The organism is Kitasatospora purpeofusca, assembly GCF_000718025.1.
Lineage (GTDB): Bacteria > Actinomycetota > Actinomycetes > Streptomycetales > Streptomycetaceae > Kitasatospora > Kitasatospora purpeofusca.
Genome location: NZ_JODS01000008.1, coordinates 38962 through 56769, shown reverse-complemented (window position 1 = coordinate 56769; position 17808 = coordinate 38962). Strand labels below are relative to the sequence as shown.

Sequence of the window (17808 nt, the reverse complement as noted above, 5' to 3'; positions counted from 1 at the left end):
GCAGGGTGCCGAGCGGGCACTGCGGACGGACCTCGGCCGTTACGCACTCGGGGAAAGGGAGGATCAGTCGATGCCCGCAACGGGAGACGGGCGGGCACCTGGTGCCACGGGCTCGCCGGGCGCCCAGGGCGGCGCCCGTCCCGGGCACGCCCAGGACCGGTCCGCCCCCGCAGCGCCCGCCCACGGCTGCGCGCCGGACCGCGCCCCGGCGCCCGGGCAGCACCCGGCCCGGCCACCGGAACGCCGGGCGGACCGTCGGTCGGACCGCCCCACCAGGGCCACCGCGCCGATACCCCACCCCCGGTCGAAGGCCGCCGGCCAGGCGCCGACCACCGGACCGGCCGCTCCTCCCGCCACCGCCCCGCTCAAACTGCTGGTCATCGAGGACGACGCCACCGACGCCCAGCTGCTCAAGGCCGCGGTGGCCGACAGCGGCGCCCCGATCGAGATCCACTGGACCCGCGGCCTCGACCAGGCCTTCGCGCTGCTCGCCCCCACCTCCTCCGGCTCCCGCCGCAGCCGCTCGCGCGGCGGCGACCCCGGCCGCGGCGGCGACTTCAGCTGCGTCCTGCTCGACCTCGCCGCCCCCGCCGACCTGCCACACCCCTCCGATTCCTCCGACGGTCTGGAGGGCCTGCACGAGCTGCTCCGCCGGGCCCCGCACACCGCCGTCGTGGTGCTCACCGACGCCGCCGGCGCCGAACTCGGAGCGGCCGCCGTGGCCGCCGGCGCCCAGGACTTCCTGATCAAGAACGAGACGGACGGCCCGCTGCTCGCCCGCGCCCTGCGGTACGCCGTCGAACGCAAGCGCGCCGACGAGTCGCAGCGCCGGCTCGTCGAGGCCGAGCTGCGCGGCCAGGAGAACGCCCGCCTCCAGCGCCACCTGCTGCCCACCCCGCTGCTCGACGGCGCGAACCTCTCCTTCACCCGCCGCTACCGGCCCGGCCGCCGCCGCGCCCTGCTCGGCGGCGACTTCTACGACGCGGTCCGCACCGACGACGGCACCGTGCACGTGGTGATCGGGGACGTCTGCGGCCACGGCCCCGACGAGGCCGCGCTCGGGGTGGCGCTCCGGATAGCGTGGCGCACCCTGGTCTTCGCCGGCCTCACCGGCGAGACCCTGCTGACCACCCTCCAGCACGTCCTGGAGCACGAACGGCGCAGCGACGAGATCTTCGCGACGCTCTGCATGCTGGTCATCGAGCCGGCCGACGCCGGCACCCCCGGGGCCGTCGAACGAGCGCGGCTCTACCTCGCCGGCCATCCCCCGCCGCTGCTGCTCGGCCAGGACCACACCCCGATCGGGCTCCCCTCCGAGCACGCCGGCCCCGCCCTCGGGCTGCTCCCCTGCGACGACGGCCAGGCCGTCTGGCCGTCGCACACCTTCGAGCTGCGCCGCGGCTGGCGGCTGCTGCTCTACACGGACGGACTGATCGAGGGCCGGATCGGCGCCGGTTCGCGCCGGCTCGGCCAGGACGGCCTGGCCGAGCTGATCGGCGACCACCAGTCCGCCGGGCTCACCCGGGGGCGGCTGGTCGACAGCGCGATCGCCGAGGTCGAGGAGCTGAACGGCGGCGCGCTGACGGACGATGTCGCGGTGCTGCTGCTGGAGCGCAACCCGGCGCAGCTGATCCTGGGCTGACGAGCGGGAGCCGGGCAGCAGGAAGCCGGGCAGCACGAAGACGGACAGCACGGAGCCCCGGTGTCCGGGCGGGTGGACCCGCCGGACGACCGGGGCTCGGCCGTTCCCCTGACTGTGAGCGCCGGGAGGGCTACCAGGGCCCGTACGGCCCCATGTTGCGCTGGTCGCCCCGGCCGCCGCCCCGGTTGGTGAGCGCGCGGATCGCCGGACGGACGTCCACCACGTAGACGATCGCGGCGACCAGGCCACCCAGGGTGAGGAAGCTGGTCATGAAGTTGGCGCCGAAGAGCAGGTCCAGGCCGAAGGCGACACCGAGGATCGCCAGCCAGAAGCCCTTGGTCTTCTTGTCGGCCGCCCGGTACCCGTCCTCCGGGCGGGTGGCGGCGTCGACCAGCGCGAACAGCTTGTAGCCCAGGATGGCGACGGCCAGCCACCAGAACGGGTTCAAGTAGTCCAGGATCAGAATCTGGGCCACTCCGCCCATCACGGCCTCCTCTGCGTCTCGCTGCGGCACACCTGCCCGCCCATCCTGGCACGGCGCACGGTGCACCACGGGGTCAAACGGCCCGGCGGCACCCGACGTGCCCCGGGGTGCCGGGCCTGCGGCCCGGCCCGCGCGGAGCTACTCGGCGCTCTTGCGGGACCGGCCGCGCTTCGGGGCGACGGGCGCTTCGTCCTCGACCAGCTCGCCCTCGACCAGCTCTCCGGCCTCGGCGGACTCCGCGTCCACCCGCTCGGCGACGGCCTCGCCCGCAGCGGCGGCGTCGGCGTCGGCGCCACGGCCCCGGTCCACCGCGACCTTGCCGCGCTCGGCCAGCTCGTCGTAGGTCTCCTTGGCCTTGACCGCCAGCTCGACGGCGCGGCCGACCTGCTGCAGGGCGAAGCTCTGCGCCTTCTCCTGCAGTGCCTTCAGGTCGGTCGGCAGGGCGTTCACCGAGCCGCTGACCTTGGCCTGGGCGTCGACCAGCCGGGCCTGGGCCTCGGCCAGCGCGGCGGTGGCCTTCTCCTGGGTGCCCTTGCGGTCGGCCGCGAGCGCCTCGACCCGGCCCGGCACCTCGCGCAGCTTCTCGTAGGCGAGGTCCCCGGCGCCGGCGAGGGCGTAGAGCGGGGTCGGGTCGGTCAGGGTCTTCTTGATGTCGTCCGTGATCGGCATGGCCGGTCCTCCCGTGATGTTTAGGGTGCCTCGCCCCGGTGCTCGTCCGTGCTCCCGCCCACGCCCCCGGCCTGGTCCGTCGCCGGCTCCTCCGCCGCAGCCTTCACCGGGTCGGCGCCGGACGGCCGTCCGGCGGCGTTCTCCTTGAGGAAGGCGTCGTAGACCGCGAGCAGCGCCTGCTTCTGCTGCTCGTTGATCAGCGGATCGGCCAGGATCGAGGCCCGCAGTTCCAGGCCCTCATCCCGCCGTTCCTCCAGGATTCCGGCCTGGACGTAGAGCGTCTCCGCCGAGATCCGCAGCGCCTTGGCGATCTGCTGCAGGATCTCCGCGCTCGGCTTGCGCAACCCTCGCTCGATCTGGCTGAGGTAGGGGTTGGACACGCCGGCGGCCTCCGCCAGCTGCCGCAGCGAGTACTGCGCATTGCGCCGCTGCTCGCGGATGTACTCGCCCAGCGGGCCGACGTTCAGTGAGGCCATGCGGACACCCTGCCCCACCGCGCTTGCAATTGCAAGCACAGTGCTAGCACCAGCAAACGGCCGGCCCGACGCGAAGCGCGTCGGGCCGGGTCGGGGCACAGCGAGGCGCCGGCTCGTGGCACAGCGAGGTGCCGGGTCAGGCGGGGAGGCGGACCGGCATCAGGACGGAGAAGGTGCCGGGGCGGTCGGCGGTGCGGACGGCGAGGGGGGTGATCGGGCCGCCGAGTTCGAGGACCAGCTGCCCGGGGGCGTCGGCCGGGAGGGCCTCCAGCAGGAAGTCGCGGTTGACCGCCACCCGGAGGGCTCCGGCGGCCAGGTCGGCGTCGGCCCCCGGTGCGGCGACGGCGAACCGGCCCTCGCCGTCGACGGTCAGCAGGGTGACCTCGCAGGCCGCGCCGTGCGGTCCGGACGGCAGACTGCTGGTCGCGGCGGACACGAGGGCCGCGCGCAGCTCGGCGGCGGGCAGGCCGATCCGGTGGACCGGCTCCAGCCGGACCAGGGGCCGGTAGTCGGGATAGTCGTGGTCGAGGGCGACACCCTCGATCCGGTGGCCGCCCACCGTGACGTGCACCGTTCCGGCGCCGAGCGCCAGCTCCACCACCCCGGCGGCGGAGCCGAGCAGCGCGCGGACGGCGTCGGCCAGCGCGACCGGCACGACGGCGGAGGCGGCAGGCGCGACCGGCACGGCACCCTCCTCCGGCACCGCGGACTCCACGGGCACCTCGGCGAGGGCGATCCGGTAGCGGTCGGTGGCGACCAGCCGCAGCAGGCCGCCGTCGAGGTCGAACAGCACGCCGGACAGCACCGGCAGCTCGGGGTCGCCGCCGACGGCGAAGCGGACCGCGTCCAGGGCTTCGGCCAGCTCCCGGGCGGGGACGGTGAAGCGGTACTCGGCGGGGGGCGTGGCCATGGGGTTCTCCCTCTGGTCGATCAACCGGCGGATCAGGGAGAGTTCTCGGCGCGCGTCGGCGAGGCCGTGCTCCAGCCGGCGCAGGTGCTCGTCCATCAAGCGCTGGGCGGCACCGCTGCCGGGCGCCGCGCCGAGCACGGCCCGGATGTCGGCCAGCGGCAGGCCCACCCGGCGCAACCGGGCGAGCAGCCGGGCGTCGGCGAGCTGCCCGGGGGCGTACCAGCGGTAGCCGGTGCGCGGGTCGACGCGGGCGGGGGCGAGGACCCCGGCGCTGTCGTAGAAACGCAGGGCGCTGATGCTCAGACCGCTGTCGCGGGCCAGCTCGCCGATGCTGCGCAGGTCGCTCTCCATGCCGGGGACTCTGGGGCCTCGACCGGGTCGAGGGTCAAGCGGGGAGGCCGGACCGGCCCGACGATACCGCCGCCCGACACACCGGACGGAGGTTCTCGCGATCAGTGGTTGAACTTTGAACGAGTCGGGTCTACAGTGGAGACATCAAGTTGAAGCCTAAACAAATGGCTTCGAACCCGAGGAGGAGCCATGGGCCTGTTCAACCGCACCAAGACCACCGAGACCACCGCCGTCGCCGTCGCCGAGAACCCGGCCGGCCAGGACCTCGGGCTCGGACACCTGACCGGTGACTGGACCATCGACACCACCCACAGCGAGATCGGCTTCGCCGTCCGCCACGCGATGGTCACCAACGTCAAGGGCCGCTTCACCGAGTACGAGGGCAAGCTGCACCTGGACGGCACCACCCCGACCAACTCCCGCGCCGACCTGGTGATCAAGGTCGCGAGCATCGACACCAACCAGGCCCAGCGCGACGAGCACCTGCGCACCAGCGACTTCTTCGCCGCCGAGACCTTCCCGGAGATGCGCTTCCGCAGCACCTCCGCCGAGCGCGTGGGCGACGAGTCCTACCGGATGAGCGGCGAGCTGACCATCAAGGACGTCACCCGCCCGATCACCCTGGACCTCGACTTCACCGGCCACGCCGTCGACGCCTACGGTGCCGACCGGGTCGGCTTCGAGGGCAAGGCCGTCCTGGACCGGACCGACTGGGGCCTGACCTACAACGCCGCGCTGGAGACCGGCGGCGTACTGATCGGCGAGAAGGTCAAGCTCACCTTCGACATCTCCGCCGTGAAGGCGGCCTGACCCGGCCGACCTCGACTGCGGGCCCTGCGGGGCCCCCGACAGCGCGGGCGCGCGCGTCGGCCCTCCGGCCGACCGCCCGCCCGCACCCGACTCCACCCCTGCCGACCCCCGAGCGGCAGGGGTGGAGTCGTGTCCCGCCACAACAACCCGTCGTGGCACGGTGATTCCTGATCCGGTGAATCCCGGTCCGACGGATCCCGGTCCGGCGGATCCGATCGGGCAGGACGGTTGCTCGCTAGACCGCCAGCAGCGCGGCGTCCGGCGCCGGCAGCCAACTGCCCGTCGGGCGGCGCAACCAGGTCTCGCGCGCGCCGAGTTCGGCCGCCGCCGTGAGCAGCGCAGTCAGCCCGGGATGCCGCAGGTCCGGGCGGTGCACCAGGCTCACCAGACTGAGCGGGACCGGCTCGACCAGCGGCACGTTCACCGCACCCGGCAGCACCGGGCCGCCGACGGTGGTCAGCATCGGGTCGCCGTGCCGGGCCAGGTAGCGGGCCGTCTCGTCCACCCCCACCGGCGGGACCCGCGGGGGCGCCGCGTCCAGACCGTGCTCCTCCAGCAGCCGCCGGCCGAGGTCGGCCCACTCGGTGGTCGCCGGATTGCCCGCGCAGATGTCCACCGGGTGCCCGGCCAGTTCGGCGAGCCGCAGGGCCGGCCGCCCGGCCAGCGGATGGCAGGCCGCCATCATCACCGAGACCGCCTCCAACCTGACCGGGCGCTGCGCGAGCCGGTCCCGCGTCCGGGCGGGCAGTCCGGCGTAGCGGCCGAACGACACGTCCAGCCGGTGGGCGAGCAGTTCGGTGGCCGCGGCCGCCAGACCGCCGTGGAACCGGGCCAGCAGTTCGCCCTCCGGCCAGGCGGCGCGGGCCCGTTGGAGCAGCCGGTCGCTGGTGAGGTCCGGGCCGGTGACGTCGCTGTTGAGGTCGAGCAGCAGCGGCCGGTGCGCGACACCGGACAGGATCTCGTCGTGCAGGGCCAGCAGTCGGCGGGCCTTGGGCAGCAATCCGTGCCCGGCGGTGGTGAGTTCGACGCTGCGCGTGGTGCGGAGGAAGAGCGTGTCGCCGAGCAGCCGTTCCAGCGTCCGGACATCCCGGCTGAGCGCCTGCTGGGCCACGTGCAGCCGCTCCGCGGCGCGGCCGAAGTGCAGCGTCTCGGCGGTCGCGACGAAGCCGCGCAGCAGACGGGGGTGCAGGTCGTGGGGCATGGCGGCAGGCTAGCAACGCGCGGCCGACCGGGCGGGCGGTGCGGTACGGCGGCCGCCCGGCCCCGATAAACAGCATTCTGTTGTCGATGCGGCGGAACAGGTGTTGGACCGCGAACGACCGGCGGCCCGAGGCTGGAGCCCTTCCCCCTCCCCCTCTTCTCCCGCGGAGTCCCGTGCTCGCCCCGTACCGACGTCTGTTCTCCCGGCCCGGCACCGTCGCCTTCACCCTGGCCGGACTGCTCGCCCGGCTCTCGATGTCGATGACCGGCGTCTCCCTCGTGGTGCTGATCGCCGAACGGCGCGGCTCCTACGCCCTCGCGGGCACCGTCGCCGCGGCCGGGCTGGTCGCGGTGGCGATCGGCATGCCGCTGATCGGCCGCCTCGTCGACCGGTTCGGGCAGGCCCGGGTCACCGTCCCGGCGGTGCTGTACAACCTGGTGCCGCTGTGCGGGCTGCTGCTCTGCGTCCGCCTCGGCGCGCCCGACTGGACGCTCTACCTCTGCTGGGCGGCGGGCTCCGCGGTGCCGAACCTCGGCGGCATGGCGAGGGCCCGCTGGGCGCACCTGCTCCGCGACGCACCGGACGACCGGCACCTCGCCAACTCCCTCGAACAGTCCCTGGACGAGCTCTGCTTCATGGCCGGACCGGTGCTCGGCATGGTCCTGTGCACGACGGTCGCCCCGGAGGCCGGGATGCTCGCCGCCGGCGGCGTCGGCGCGGTCGGCGCGCTGCTCTTCGCGGCCCAGCGGCGGACCGAACCGCCGACGGCCGACCGGACCGACGCGACCTCCCCCTCCATCGGCTCCGGCGCCGCGGACCGCTCACCGCTGCGGGTACCGGCCCTCCGGGTGCTCGCCCTGACCTTCCTCAGCACCGGCATGGTCTTCGGCGCGCTCGACCTGACCACCGTCGCCTACGCGGACGCGCTGGGGAACCGGCCGGTCGCGGGCGGGCTGCTGGCCCTGGTGGCGGCCGGTTCCTGCGTGGCGGGGCTGGTGTTCGGCACCCTGCGGCCGACCGGCCCCGCTGGTACCCGTTTCCTGCGGGGTGTGGCGGCGATGGCGGGGCTCCTGCTGCTGCCGCTCGCCGCCGGGCTGGGCGGCGCGGGGCTCGCACTGCTCGGGGTGGCCCTGTTCGCGGCCGGCACGGGCACCGCGCCGACCATGGTCACCGGCATGACGCTGATCCAGGAGCTGCTGCCGCAGCGGCAGTTGAACGAGGCGATGGCGATCGCGGTGTCCGGGATCATGATCGGCATATCGACCGGTTCGGCACTGGCCGGCGCGCTCGCCGAACACGCCGGGCCCGGCGCGGGCTACTGGATCCCGGCCGGGGCGGCGGCGCTCGCCCTGCTGATCGCCCTCGCGGGCCGCCGCCACCTGGGCACCGGGCCCCGGCCCTCGGCCCGCACTTCCCCCGAACCCACTGTCGGTGCCACCCGCTAGCTTGCGGGGTATGACGGCGGCAGCGAGCACCATCGACTACGTCCGGGGCGATGCCACGGCGCCCCTGGGCAAGGGGGTGAAGGTGATCGCGCACGTCTGCAACGACCTCGGAGGTTGGGGGAGGGGGTTCGTACTGGCGGTCTCCCGGCGGTGGGCCGAGCCGGAGGCTGCCTACCGGCGGTGGCACCGGGAGCGCTCGAAGAACGACTTCGGGCTCGGCGCGGTGCAGTTGGTCCAGGTGACGGAGTACCTCTGGGTGGCGAACCTGATCGGCCAGCGCGGCATCCGGACGGGCCGCTCCTCCGGGCCGCCGGTGCGGTACGAGGCGATCGACACCGCGCTGGCGACGCTCGGCGGACACGCGCTGTCCCTGGGCGCCTCGGTGCACATGCCGCGGATCGGCTGCGGACTGGCGGGCGGGCGCTGGGAGATGGTGGAGCCCCTGGTACGGGCCCGGCTGACGGAACGGGGGGTACCGGTGACGGTCTACGACCACGACTGACCGGCCGGCGCGACGGCCGACCAGGTGTACTCGTACTCGGGCAGCGTGTGACCGCCGGGGAAGACGCCCTGCCCGGCCGCGGTGCGCCTGCCGCCCGCGCGCTCGTAGAAGGCGATCGCGCGAGTGTTGGCCTGCAGCACCTCCAGGTAGAGGTCCGCTCCGGGGTGCTGCCGGGCGACGTAGGCGCAGGCCGCCTCCAGCAGGTCCCCGCCGATCCCGGCACCGGTCAGCCCGGGGCGGACGTGCAGGTTGTCGAGCAGCACCCGGCCGTCCGGCATCGGGACCAGGTAGGCGAAGCCCACGGTGTCGCCGGCCTGTTCGGCGATCAGCAGCTCGGGGGTCGCCTCCGGGGCGCCGTAGTCGACGCTCAGCCGCAACTCCCAGATCTCGCGCCGCTCGTCCGCCAGCCCGTCACCGAGGGCGCTGTCGGGGACGATGCCGGTGTACGCGCTGCGCCAGCTGGCGGCGTGCAGTGCGGCGACGGCCTCGGCGTCCCGGGCGTTCCCCCGGCGGATGGTGGTGATCACGGAACGAGCCTCTCATCCGCCCTGAACGCGTTCAAGCCCGGTCCGAAGTCATGGCATGCTTTTGAACGCGTTCGAAGTGACTCGAGGAGAGTTAACGGAGAGCGGCGCCCGTGTGGGCACCGGATGCGGAGGGGGCATCCGGTGCCGCACCGCGCCGACACCGCCTGGGACTGGGCCGATCGGGCTAGGCTCGGGGCCGTGGACGACCTGGCAGCGACGAACGACGGCAGCGGCACCGACGGCGGCACCCCTTCGGCGCCCGCCGAGACACGTGGCAGCCGCGCCCAGCCGAAGACGGACAAGAGCGAGCAGACCCGGGCCCTGATCCTGGAGACCGCGATGCGGCTCTTCCAGGAGCGCGGCTACGAGAAGACCACCATGCGCGCCATCGCCGCCGAGGCGGGCGTTTCGGTCGGAAATGCCTATTACTACTTCTCGGCGAAAGAATTTCTCATCCAGGGTTTCTACGACCGGATGACGTACGACCATGCGGCGGACGCCAGGAATCGCATGGCCGATACCCGGGACTTCGCCGAGCGCCTGGAAATCGCCCTGGTCTCCTGGCTCGACACGGCGGCCCCGTACCACGAGTTCGCCGCGCAGTTCTTCCGGACGGCGGCCGACCCCACCAGCGCCCTGAGCCCGTTCTCCAACGAGTCGCACCCGGCCCGGGCCACCGCGGTCGCGCTGTTCCGCGACGTGCTGCAGGGCTCGGACCTGGCACCGAAGCTGGACGCCGAACTGGTCGAGCTGCTGCCCGACGTGCTCTGGCTGCACCTCATGGTCGTCGTCCTCTACTGGGTCTTCGACCGGACCGAGGACACCGAGCGCACCCGGGAATTCGTCCGCCGGTCCACCCCCATGGCGGCCCGGGTGATCAACCTCTCGCGCTACCGGGTGTTCCGGCCGATCGTCCGCGACGCCAAGGGGCTCATCCAGGACTTCATTCTTCCCACCATCGGGAAGACCGCCGTCAAATAGCGCGAGGAAACGGCACTCGGCCAAGCGAAAGGCCGGCCCGCGGAAAGCGGACCGGCCGTTTCCCGGCGGTGCGGGCGACTCAGAATCCGTCGATGTTCCAGGCCGACAGCGGCGTGCGGAACAGCAGGTCCGCGGCCGCCGCCGCGCCGGGGCGCAGCTCGGTGACCAGCCCGGCCACGGCGAGCCTCGGCAGCGTCTCGCCGCCCAGGTAGAGCGCGCCCAGCGCCGAGGCGTCCAGCGCCAGATCGGGTTCGTCGGCCGTCCGGACGCAGCGGCCGGTGCCGTCCTCGGCGACCTCGACCGCCCAGCGCCCGGCCACGTAGCCCGCCGGGTCGTCGACCTCCAGCACCGTGCGACCGGCCGCGCCGTACGTCCGGGCGTTGAACGCGGCCTCGATGTCGAGCACCCGCAGCCACATGTAGTCGGCGTTGTCGACGTGCGGCGTCGCGGCCCGCGGGTCGTTCAGCAGCACCGGCAGCGGGTCGTCCGGGCCGACGTTCTCGACCACGACCTTGCGGACCCAGTCGATCGAGCAGACGAACCGCCACAGCTCGGTGGCGGTGGGCCGGTCGAGGGCGAACAGGTCGACGAGGGTGAGCGTGCAGTTCGGGTAGGAGCCGTCCCACTCGTCGTCGATCCGGTAGACGGCCAGACCGGTCGGGGTGCCGTCGGCGTCCCGGTGGACGGCCGCGAACGGCTCCTTCCAGTCGAAGCCGGGTACCTCGATCTCGCCGGTCGACCGCTGCCAGATCAGCTCGTCCCGGGCGATCACACCGGCCTGGGTGACCCGCCAGCGGTCGAACAGCTCGGGGCCGATCTTGCGCAGCTCCGCCATCTCCACCAGGTCGATCCGCCCGCCGGGCACGGTGGGCAGGCCGTCCCGCAGGCCGCCGGCCCGGAGCAGGTCGATGTTCCAGCCGTGGCCCCGGGTCGCGGGGCCGAAGCCGTAGCGGCCGTAGATGTTGTACTCGGCGGCGATCAGGATCGCGACCGGGACGCCGCGCTCCCGGGCGGCCTCGAGGTCCGCGGTCATCATCCGGCGGAGCAGGCCGCGCCGTCGGTGGGTGGCGGTCACGGTGACGGCGGTGATCGCGTCGGCCGTGACGACCGCGCCGCCGGGGACGGTCAGCTCGGTGTCGAAGCTGCGGAAGGTGGCCACGAACCGGCCGTCGGCCAGCGCCCCGACCATCCGGCCCGGCTCCCACTGCCGACGGCGGTACTCCGTCGCCCGGCCGATGTGCGAGCGCAGGAAACCCAGGGCCAGCGCGCGGTCCCACGCCTCGACCTCGTCCTCGCCGATCGCGCGGATCTCGATCCCGTCACCCGCGTCGGTCCGCTCGCCCGGTCGGCCACTGCCCGGCTCCCGGGGCCCGCCGTTCGTCTCGTTGCCCATCCGCCCACGGTACGGCGGGGTTTCGGCGACGGCATCCGATTTATTCCGCTCCTGGACGCCGCCCCTGACGGACCGCCCAGCACCCCGGCTCCCACCACGGCCCCACGCGCGAAATCCCGGTGCGGACGCCCCGGGCCTGCGGAACACTGGCCCGGGTGATCGTGATGCAGCCCGTGCTGGACTACTGGGACCCCGACGGCTTCGAACTCTGGCCGGTCGCCGAGGTCGACCCGTACCTGACGCTGCACGGCCGGCTCACCCCGGCCGAGGTCGGCACGGCGGTGATGCGCATCGTCGGCTTCAACGACCTCGACCCCGAGCCCTGGCACCGCCCCCGCCGCCCGCCCCGCCCGCGCGAGCCGCTCGACTCCTTCCTGCACGGGCTGCTCACCTTCGACTCGCTGTACGCGGCCGGCGGGGTGCGGGTGACGGACAGCGCCACCGGCACCACCTTCCTGCCGGGCTGCTGTGCGGGGATCGACGAGTGGCGCGACTGGTTCGACGTGCTCGACGGCGGCGGCGCGACCTGGTTCGGGCACGACCCCGTCGCCCAGGTCGAACGGGTGGACGACACCGTCCGCCTCCTCGTCGACGCGGAGCTGGACGACGGCCCGGTGATCGAGCTCCCGGCCGCCGAGGCCCGCCGCCTGCTCGCCGGCGTCGAGCGCGACCTGACGGCCTTCCACACCCTGGCCGCCGGGTGGGCCGCCCATCACCTGCCCGATCACGCCGGCCCGGTCACCGCTGCCCTCGCCGAGGCCCTGGACCTGCGACCGCCGACGCCGTGACGGTCCCCGGCGGATGACAGTGGTCGTGGCTAGCCTCTCCACGTGACTGACACCAGTGATCGACAGCTCCCTGTCGCACTCGCCGCCGCCCTGGCGGTTCCGTTCGACTACGACGACGGCAAGGGGATCGACTTCGAGCCCTTCCCGGACTTCCGGTCCGCCGAGGACACCACCGACTGGCTCCGGGCCTGGACCGGCAACACGGAGTTGAACGGTGACGACTTCCGTGTGTTCGGTCAGGACGGCACGGGTGGATACGCGGCGTTCTGGCTGGTCCGCCCAGGCCGCCCGCTCATCGACCAGCCCGTCGTCTTCCTCGGCTCCGAAGGCGAGACGGGCGTACTGGCGCGCGACCTGGGCGACTTCCTGTGGCTGCTGGCCGGCGGCTTCGGCCCCTGGGAAGCAGCCTTCTTGTACGAGCCCGGCTGGGTGCCGCAGCCCAACCCGGAGCTCAGGGCCGTCGCGGAACGGTTCGCCCCCGACCGGCAGCAGCTGCCCGCTGCCGTCATCGAGCAAGCAACCCGGGAGTTCCCCGACTTCGACGACACGATCATGGATCTCTGCCGCTGACTCCGTGTCCCACCCGCTCTTCGCGCGCGCAGCCACGGCGAAGGGCTCGTGAGAAAGCGCAGCTAATTTTGAGAACCCACGGCCCGGGCGGCGGCCGGTCAGGGGCGGGCGTAGAAGTCCGGGGTGCCCATGATCCAGAGGCTGGCCTGCTTGACCGGCATCCCCACCCGGGGGGCCTCGATCATCTGGTCGTCGCCGATGTAGAGGCCGACGTGGTGGATGTCGGCGGCGCGGCCGGTGGCGCTCCAGAAGACCAGGTCGCCGGGGCGCAGCTGGCGGTAGGTGACCGGGGTGGACTGCGCGTACTGGTCGGCGGCGAAGTGGTTGAGCCGCTTGCCGCCCTCGCGCCAGGCCATCATGGTCAGCCCGGAGCAGTCGTAGCCGGCCGGGCCCTCGCCGCCCCAGATGTAGGGCAGGCCGATCCTGGCGCGGGCGAAGGCCACGGCGGAGGCCGCGCCCTCCGCGGACCAGGGCCGCCCGGCCGGGGGTGCGGCGGCGGCCTGGCCGGTCTTCGCAGGGGTCGAAGCGGCGGCGGCAGCAGCGGCAGCGGCCTCGGCGGCGGCCCGTTCGGCGGCCGCCTTCTCCGCCGCGGCCAGCTCGGCCGCGGCCCGTTCCGCCGCCTCGCGTTCGGCGGCGGCCTTCTCCGCGGCCGCGCGCGCCGCCGCCTCGGCCTCCCGGGCCGCGATCGCCTCCAGCGCCTCGCGGCGCTGCCGCTCCAGCTCGACCGTCGTGTGCCGGGCGGCCGCCAGTTCGGCCAGCAGTTGTTCGCACCTCAGGCCGGTCGACGTGACCTGGTTCTGCTGGTCCGTCAGTCGGGCCTCGGCCTGCTCCCGGGCGGCGCCGACCGCCGCGGCGGCCCGTTCGGCGGTCTCGGCCGCGGTGCGCGCGGCGGCCGCGGCCCGAGCTGCCCCGGCGGCCGTGGAGACGGCCGCGTCGAGGATCTGCCGGGAACGGTCGCTGGCGACCCCGACCACGGCGGCCCGGTCCCCGGCCTCGCGCGGGCCGCGTGCGCCGAGCAGGGCGTTGATCGCGGACAGCTCGGCGCTGGTGCCCTGCCGGTACGTTTCGGCGGCCAGGGCCGCGGCGTCCTCGGCGGCGGCGGACCGTTCGGCCTCGGCGGCCGCCGAACGGTCGGCGGCGGCGGACTCCTCGGCCCGGGCCCGGGTGAGGGCCAGTTGAGCGCCGTTGTACGCCTCGACGGCCTGTTCGGCGGTCCGGGCGGCGGTGTCGAGTTCGGCCCTGGCGGCGGTGAGGCCGGCCTCGATGGCGGCGACCGAGCCGGCCGTGGCGTCGGCCTCGGCCCGGGACCGGTCGATCTCCTCGGTGGAGGGGTAGGCCTCCTCCCCCGGCGCTCCGGCGGGACCGGGCCCGCCCGCGGAGCCGGAGGAACCGGAGGAACCGGCCCCGGACGGTTCGGCCGCGGCCGCGCTGGGCTCGCCCGGCTCCGCCGGGGCGGCCGCCGCGACGGGGAGCAGTCCGAGCAGGGCGGTGAGGGACAACAGGAGGGTCGGCAGGAATCTGCGCGCCACGATTCATCCCTTCGTACGGTCACGAGGGAGCGGCCGCGCACCCGCGCCGCGGTGCGGCCGGGGCGGCGACGGGACCGGGCGCGGCGGGGGCCGAGCGGTTCCGGCGGATCGCCGGACCGTCGCCCACCCGCCGCCCGTCCGGCGCCGAGAGGTGCGGCAAAACATCCCGTTCCGTGACAAGACGGTCACTGCTCGCCATGTTCTCAAGCCGGGCGGGTTTCACACCTCAAGTCCGCACCGCCGGCCGGGTGACCATCTGATGATCCGACCGCAGTACGGTCCCGACCGGGCGGCCAGGGTATGCGAACTAACGGCTCATCCGACGCGTCCGCGGCCGCAACCAGCGGTGTCGCCCCGGACGGAGGGACTGCCCGGTCGGCCGGACGGCGTACGTCCGGTCCCGGCCGGCCCGGACGGTGCGACGGCGCCGCTGGGACCCGTCCCGCGGCCCCGCCTGATCGGCCGACCCGCCGTAGCCGCCCGGCCCGCCGTACGCCGCCCCGTGGCCGGCGGCGCCGCCGTTGCCGTTCGCCCCGGAGGTCCGGTGACTGCCCGACGGGTGCTCCCCGCCCGCCGCCGAGCGCCGGTCGGCCAGCCGCGCGGAGCGCCGGGTCAGCGCCCGGGCCGCGTGCGCGTCCAGGTGGGCGCTGGCCCGGGCGGCCATCCGCTCGGCCACCCGGTGGGCGGCCGGGTGGTTCGCCGACACCTTGTCCGGCGCCCCGGCGATCAGGTCGAAAAGCCAGGTGCGGGCGATGTCCGCGCGCCGGTGCAGACGACGCTCGCGCCGGAGCGCCCGGGCCCGGCGGCGCGGGCGCCCGGCGTACCGCCAGCGCGCCCAGGGGCTGCTGGGCCGGGCCAGCCGGATCGCGCCGACCCAGGAGAGGCCGGGCACCATGATGCCGAGCAGGCCGGTCCACATCTTGCCCTTGAGCAGGGTGACGACCATGGCCAGCGCGTTCACCGAGATCACCGTGACCAGGCCCCACCTGGTCTCCCCGGTGGGCTCGGCACCGAGCGGCACGTAGCCGACCAGCAGCAGGCCGGTGAAGAGGATGCCGAAGATCACCGCGTCCACCGACTTGCGGCCCTGCTCGCTCCAGTAGACGTCGTCCAGGTGCAGGATCAGCGCGAACTCGTCCAGCACCAGGCCGCAGCCGATGCCGAAGAGCAGGCCGAAGAGGTCGATCCACGGGTGGCCGCCGTAGGTGGCGAACACCCCGATGCCGCCGACCAGCAGGAAGCCCAGACCGAAGACCATGTGGTGGATGTGCAGCCCGCCGGGCGTCACGTTGCCGGGCCACCAGCGGACCTGGGCCCTGATCATCCGCACGCTGAACCGGATGAAGACGAACGAGGTGATGAACCCGACCAGCAGCAGGAACAGCGGTTGCTTGTGCGCGGCGACGATGTGATCGCGATAGCCGTCCAGCAGTGTGGTCATGCGTCTTACCTTCGTTCCTGGTGCTGCGTACGGTCTGCCACGACATGGCCCGGAGGCCAACGATCGGCGTCAGAAACCGCGCGTGCGCTTGGCCGCCCGGCGCGGGATCACCGGGGCGAGCGACGGCCGCTCGACCCCGACCGGGAGCTTCATGAAGAGCCGGGCGATCTCCCCGCCGAGGTTCACCCCGATGGCCAGCGCCAGGGCGATCGCCGCGGCCCTGGTGATCTGGACCAGGCCGCCGCTGGGGTGGCCCTGGGCGAACGACAGCATGCCGAGGTAGAGCGCCGAACCGGGCATCAGCGGCCCGATCGCGGCGGTGACGTACGGCAGCGCGGAGCCGTTGCGGTAGCGCGCCATCAGCTGGCCGAAGAGGCCGACCAGGCCGGCCGCCACCCCGGTCGCGACGATCGGCGAGAGCTGGGCGTTGTAGGCCAGCACCCCGTAGCTGGCCCAGCCGATGCCGCTGTTCAGGGTGACCAGGGCCAGCGAGCGCCGGTCGGTCTGCAGCAGCATCGCGAAGGCGCAGGTCAGCACCAGTGCCGCGACCATCTGGACGGGCGGGTAGCTGATCCCGACCAGCGACTCGTCCGGCTTGAGCTTCGCCTGGAAGCCGACCCCCAGGTAGAGGATCAGCATCACGCCGATGACGATGCCCGCCACCAGGTAGATCACCTCCAGCAGCCGGGCCGCGGCGGTGATGTAGAAACCCGTCAGACCGTCCTGCACGGCGGCGACCAGGGCGCGTCCGGGCAGCAGCGCGAACAGCCCACCGGTGATCACCACCGAGCCGCGCAGGCCCAGGTCGTTGAAGGAGAGCACGATGCCGGAGGCCGCGGCCGGCATCGCGGCCAGCACGAACTGGTAGAACTCCGGCAGGCCGCGACGGGCGATCATCGAGGCCAGCCGGTCGCCGAGCACGGCGGCGACGAAGGCGCTGAGGAAGACCAGCCAGGCCTTGTCGTCGATCCGCCCGCCGACCAGGAAGGTCGCCGCACCGGCCAGCAGACCGGTGTTCAGGGCCAGCATCCAGGCCGGGTACGGGTGGCGGTTGCGGCGGATCGCCGCGAGCCGGCGGTAGGCGTCGTTGACGCTCACCCGCTCGGCGGTGATGTCCGCGACCAGCTCGTACACCGCGTTCAGCCGGGTGTAGTCGGAGGTGCGGCGGCGCACCACCCGGTCGGCGGTGATCGGCGGCTCGACCAGCGAGGGCTGGTGCGAGATGCCGATCAGGGTGAAGGTGACCTGCGGCTCGCAGCGGTCCAGCCGGTAGGCGTGCGCGATGCCGAGCATGGCCGCCTCGACGTCCTCGGCGGCCTCGCCACTGGCCAGCAGCAGTTCGCCGATGCGCAGGGTCAGGTCGAGGACGCGCGGGACGTTGCGGCCGGCGGCGACCGAGGGGTGCAGCTCGCGGGCGGTCCGTTCGAAGGCCGGGCGCTCGGACATCGGGGTGCGCAGCAGGGTGCGCATCCGGTCCGGCCACGGCGCCTCACCGGGCGCGCCGGGGCTGAGGGCGCCGACCGGGATCCCGAGCGGCGGGGTGTAGCCGGCGGCCCGCCACTCCTCGGGGGTGAGGGTGTCCTCGGCCACCGAACGGCGGCGGCCCGGGGCGGCCGGCTCGCCGTCGGCCGGCACCGCGTCCGCGGGCCGCGCACCGGACGGCGGCGCGGCACCCGGCGGCACGTCGGACGGGGGCACGTCGGACGGCGGCACGTCGACCGGCGCCGCGACGGGTTCGGTCTCCGGCTCGGGCTCGGGTGCCAGCAGGCCCCTGGTCTCGGGCGCGGGCAGCAGGAGCGGGATCTCCACGGTCGGCTCGACGACCGGGGCGGGGTGCCCGAGCAGGCCCTCGGTGGGCGGCGCGGCGGACGGGTGGACCGGACGCGACGCCGCGGCGGGCCGGGACTGCTGACGGGGCGGTCGACCGCCCCGGCTGCCCCTGGCCTTCTTGCCGCCGCCCGGCCGGCCCCGCTTCGGCACTTCCGCTCCTTGCCGCCCCTGGCGGTGCCGGTCCCCCGGGCCGCCGTTCGATCTCGGGATACACCATGCCCGATCGAACTGCCGGACGCACATGTACGGGACGGCGGGC

Annotated in this window: 17 protein-coding genes; 7 read left to right on the top strand and 10 right to left on the bottom strand. The window is 74.2% G+C overall.

All coding sequences use genetic code 11. The annotated features are described in order from the left end of the window. Positions 1 to 70 precede the first annotated feature (70 nt). Positions 71 to 1642 carry a PP2C family protein-serine/threonine phosphatase gene (locus tag IF01_RS0114050; protein ID WP_030393715.1) on the top strand — a complete coding sequence of 524 codons (1572 nt, stop codon included), beginning with the start codon at positions 71 to 73 and terminating at the stop codon, positions 1640 to 1642. Between the two features lie 130 nt (positions 1643 to 1772). Here the strand turns inward: IF01_RS0114050 and IF01_RS0114045 are convergent, their stop codons facing one another. The 4 genes from IF01_RS0114045 to IF01_RS0114030 all read right to left on the bottom strand — a co-directional run bounded on the left by IF01_RS0114045 (position 1773) and on the right by IF01_RS0114030 (position 4532). Then, positions 1773 to 2126 (bottom strand): DUF2516 family protein, encoded by a 354-nt coding sequence (locus IF01_RS0114045; RefSeq protein ID WP_030393714.1) that lies wholly within the window; start codon positions 2124 to 2126, stop codon positions 1773 to 1775. Between the two features lie 138 nt (positions 2127 to 2264). Beyond that, positions 2265 to 2795 carry a hypothetical protein gene (locus IF01_RS0114040; protein ID WP_037779798.1) on the bottom strand — a complete coding sequence of 177 codons (531 nt, stop codon included), beginning with the start codon at positions 2793 to 2795 and terminating at the stop codon, positions 2265 to 2267. A 20-nt stretch (positions 2796 to 2815) separates the two neighbouring features. Beyond that, positions 2816 to 3271, bottom strand: a complete 456-nt coding sequence (locus IF01_RS41710) for a helix-turn-helix domain-containing protein (RefSeq protein ID WP_037779797.1) — start codon at positions 3269 to 3271, stop codon at positions 2816 to 2818. Positions 3272 to 3407: 136 nt separating this feature from the next. Beyond that, positions 3408 to 4532 (bottom strand): DNA polymerase III subunit beta family protein, encoded by a 1125-nt coding sequence (locus IF01_RS0114030; protein WP_030393711.1) that lies wholly within the window; start codon positions 4530 to 4532, stop codon positions 3408 to 3410. Positions 4533 to 4721: 189 nt separating this feature from the next. Between IF01_RS0114030 and IF01_RS0114025 the strand changes: the two genes are divergently transcribed. Beyond that, a complete protein-coding gene (locus IF01_RS0114025; RefSeq protein WP_030393710.1) occupies positions 4722 to 5342 on the top strand; it encodes a YceI family protein in 621 nt (206 codons plus the stop codon). Positions 5343 to 5577: 235 nt separating this feature from the next. On the opposite strand, the gene IF01_RS0114020 is transcribed toward IF01_RS0114025, so the two are convergent. Next, positions 5578 to 6543 carry a LysR family transcriptional regulator gene (locus tag IF01_RS0114020; protein WP_030393709.1) on the bottom strand — a complete coding sequence of 322 codons (966 nt, stop codon included), beginning with the start codon at positions 6541 to 6543 and terminating at the stop codon, positions 5578 to 5580. A gap of 173 nt (positions 6544 to 6716) precedes the next feature. On the opposite strand from IF01_RS0114020, the gene IF01_RS0114015 reads away from it, so the two are divergent. Both IF01_RS0114015 and IF01_RS0114010 read left to right on the top strand, forming a co-directional pair. Continuing rightward, complete coding sequence (locus IF01_RS0114015; RefSeq protein WP_063764208.1) at positions 6717 to 7988, top strand: MFS transporter; 1272 nt, start codon at positions 6717 to 6719, stop codon at positions 7986 to 7988. A 10-nt stretch (positions 7989 to 7998) separates the two neighbouring features. Continuing rightward, positions 7999 to 8490, top strand: a complete 492-nt coding sequence (locus IF01_RS0114010; protein WP_030393707.1) for a macro domain-containing protein — start codon at positions 7999 to 8001, stop codon at positions 8488 to 8490. On the opposite strand, the gene IF01_RS0114005 is transcribed toward IF01_RS0114010, so the two are convergent. Next, the gene (locus IF01_RS0114005) at positions 8475 to 9017 is read right to left on the bottom strand and encodes a GNAT family N-acetyltransferase (protein ID WP_037779796.1); all 543 of its coding nucleotides are present in this window, start codon (positions 9015 to 9017) and stop codon (positions 8475 to 8477) included. The two genes, IF01_RS0114010 and IF01_RS0114005, sit on opposite strands and share 16 nt — an antisense overlap. A 198-nt stretch (positions 9018 to 9215) precedes the next feature. Between IF01_RS0114005 and IF01_RS0114000 the strand changes: the two genes are divergently transcribed. Beyond that, positions 9216 to 9998: a TetR/AcrR family transcriptional regulator gene (locus IF01_RS0114000; protein ID WP_341845486.1), complete on the top strand. Its 783-nt coding sequence runs from the start codon at positions 9216 to 9218 to the stop codon at positions 9996 to 9998. A 79-nt stretch (positions 9999 to 10077) separates the two neighbouring features. Here the strand turns inward: IF01_RS0114000 and IF01_RS0113995 are convergent, their stop codons facing one another. Beyond that, positions 10078 to 11391: a GNAT family N-acetyltransferase gene (locus IF01_RS0113995; RefSeq protein ID WP_078879952.1), complete on the bottom strand. Its 1314-nt coding sequence runs from the start codon at positions 11389 to 11391 to the stop codon at positions 10078 to 10080. A gap of 164 nt (positions 11392 to 11555) precedes the next feature. Between IF01_RS0113995 and IF01_RS0113990 the strand changes: the two genes are divergently transcribed. Both IF01_RS0113990 and IF01_RS0113985 read left to right on the top strand, forming a co-directional pair. Continuing rightward, the gene (locus tag IF01_RS0113990) at positions 11556 to 12179 is read left to right on the top strand and encodes a hypothetical protein (RefSeq protein WP_208624315.1); all 624 of its coding nucleotides are present in this window, start codon (positions 11556 to 11558) and stop codon (positions 12177 to 12179) included. Between the two features lie 42 nt (positions 12180 to 12221). Next, positions 12222 to 12749 carry a hypothetical protein gene (locus IF01_RS0113985; RefSeq protein ID WP_030393702.1) on the top strand — a complete coding sequence of 176 codons (528 nt, stop codon included), beginning with the start codon at positions 12222 to 12224 and terminating at the stop codon, positions 12747 to 12749. A gap of 98 nt (positions 12750 to 12847) precedes the next feature. Here IF01_RS0113985 and IF01_RS0113980 read toward each other — a convergent pair whose 3' ends face one another. The 3 genes from IF01_RS0113980 to IF01_RS0113970 form a co-directional block, all read right to left on the bottom strand. Next, positions 12848 to 14278, bottom strand: a complete 1431-nt coding sequence (locus IF01_RS0113980; RefSeq protein WP_030393701.1) for a C40 family peptidase — start codon at positions 14276 to 14278, stop codon at positions 12848 to 12850. 307 nt (positions 14279 to 14585) lie between these two features. After that, positions 14586 to 15719 (bottom strand): hypothetical protein, encoded by a 1134-nt coding sequence (locus IF01_RS0113975; RefSeq protein ID WP_208624314.1) that lies wholly within the window; start codon positions 15717 to 15719, stop codon positions 14586 to 14588. A gap of 69 nt (positions 15720 to 15788) precedes the next feature. Next, the gene (locus IF01_RS0113970) at positions 15789 to 17699 is read right to left on the bottom strand and encodes a threonine/serine exporter family protein (RefSeq protein WP_244215504.1); all 1911 of its coding nucleotides are present in this window, start codon (positions 17697 to 17699) and stop codon (positions 15789 to 15791) included. Positions 17700 to 17808: the final 109 nt, after the last annotated feature.

What these genes read in the sequence shown, in the direction of transcription:
- IF01_RS0114050 (WP_030393715.1), top strand. Translation starts at nt 71, where the DNA reads ATGCCCGCAACGGGAGACGGGCGGGCACCTGGTGCCACGGGCTCGCCG.
- IF01_RS0114045 (WP_030393714.1), bottom strand. Translation starts at nt 2,126, where the DNA reads ATGGGCGGAGTGGCCCAGATTCTGATCCTGGACTACTTGAACCCGTTC.
- IF01_RS0114040 (WP_037779798.1), bottom strand. Translation starts at nt 2,795, where the DNA reads ATGCCGATCACGGACGACATCAAGAAGACCCTGACCGACCCGACCCCG.
- IF01_RS41710 (WP_037779797.1), bottom strand. Translation starts at nt 3,271, where the DNA reads ATGGCCTCACTGAACGTCGGCCCGCTGGGCGAGTACATCCGCGAGCAG.
- IF01_RS0114030 (WP_030393711.1), bottom strand. Translation starts at nt 4,532, where the DNA reads ATGGAGAGCGACCTGCGCAGCATCGGCGAGCTGGCCCGCGACAGCGGT.
- IF01_RS0114025 (WP_030393710.1), top strand. Translation starts at nt 4,722, where the DNA reads ATGGGCCTGTTCAACCGCACCAAGACCACCGAGACCACCGCCGTCGCC.
- IF01_RS0114020 (WP_030393709.1), bottom strand. Translation starts at nt 6,543, where the DNA reads ATGCCCCACGACCTGCACCCCCGTCTGCTGCGCGGCTTCGTCGCGACC.
- IF01_RS0114010 (WP_030393707.1), top strand. Translation starts at nt 7,999, where the DNA reads ATGACGGCGGCAGCGAGCACCATCGACTACGTCCGGGGCGATGCCACG.
- IF01_RS0113995 (WP_078879952.1), bottom strand. Translation starts at nt 11,391, where the DNA reads ATGGGCAACGAGACGAACGGCGGGCCCCGGGAGCCGGGCAGTGGCCGA.
- IF01_RS0113990 (WP_208624315.1), top strand. Translation starts at nt 11,556, where the DNA reads ATGCAGCCCGTGCTGGACTACTGGGACCCCGACGGCTTCGAACTCTGG.
- IF01_RS0113975 (WP_208624314.1), bottom strand. Translation starts at nt 15,719, where the DNA reads ATGACCACACTGCTGGACGGCTATCGCGATCACATCGTCGCCGCGCAC.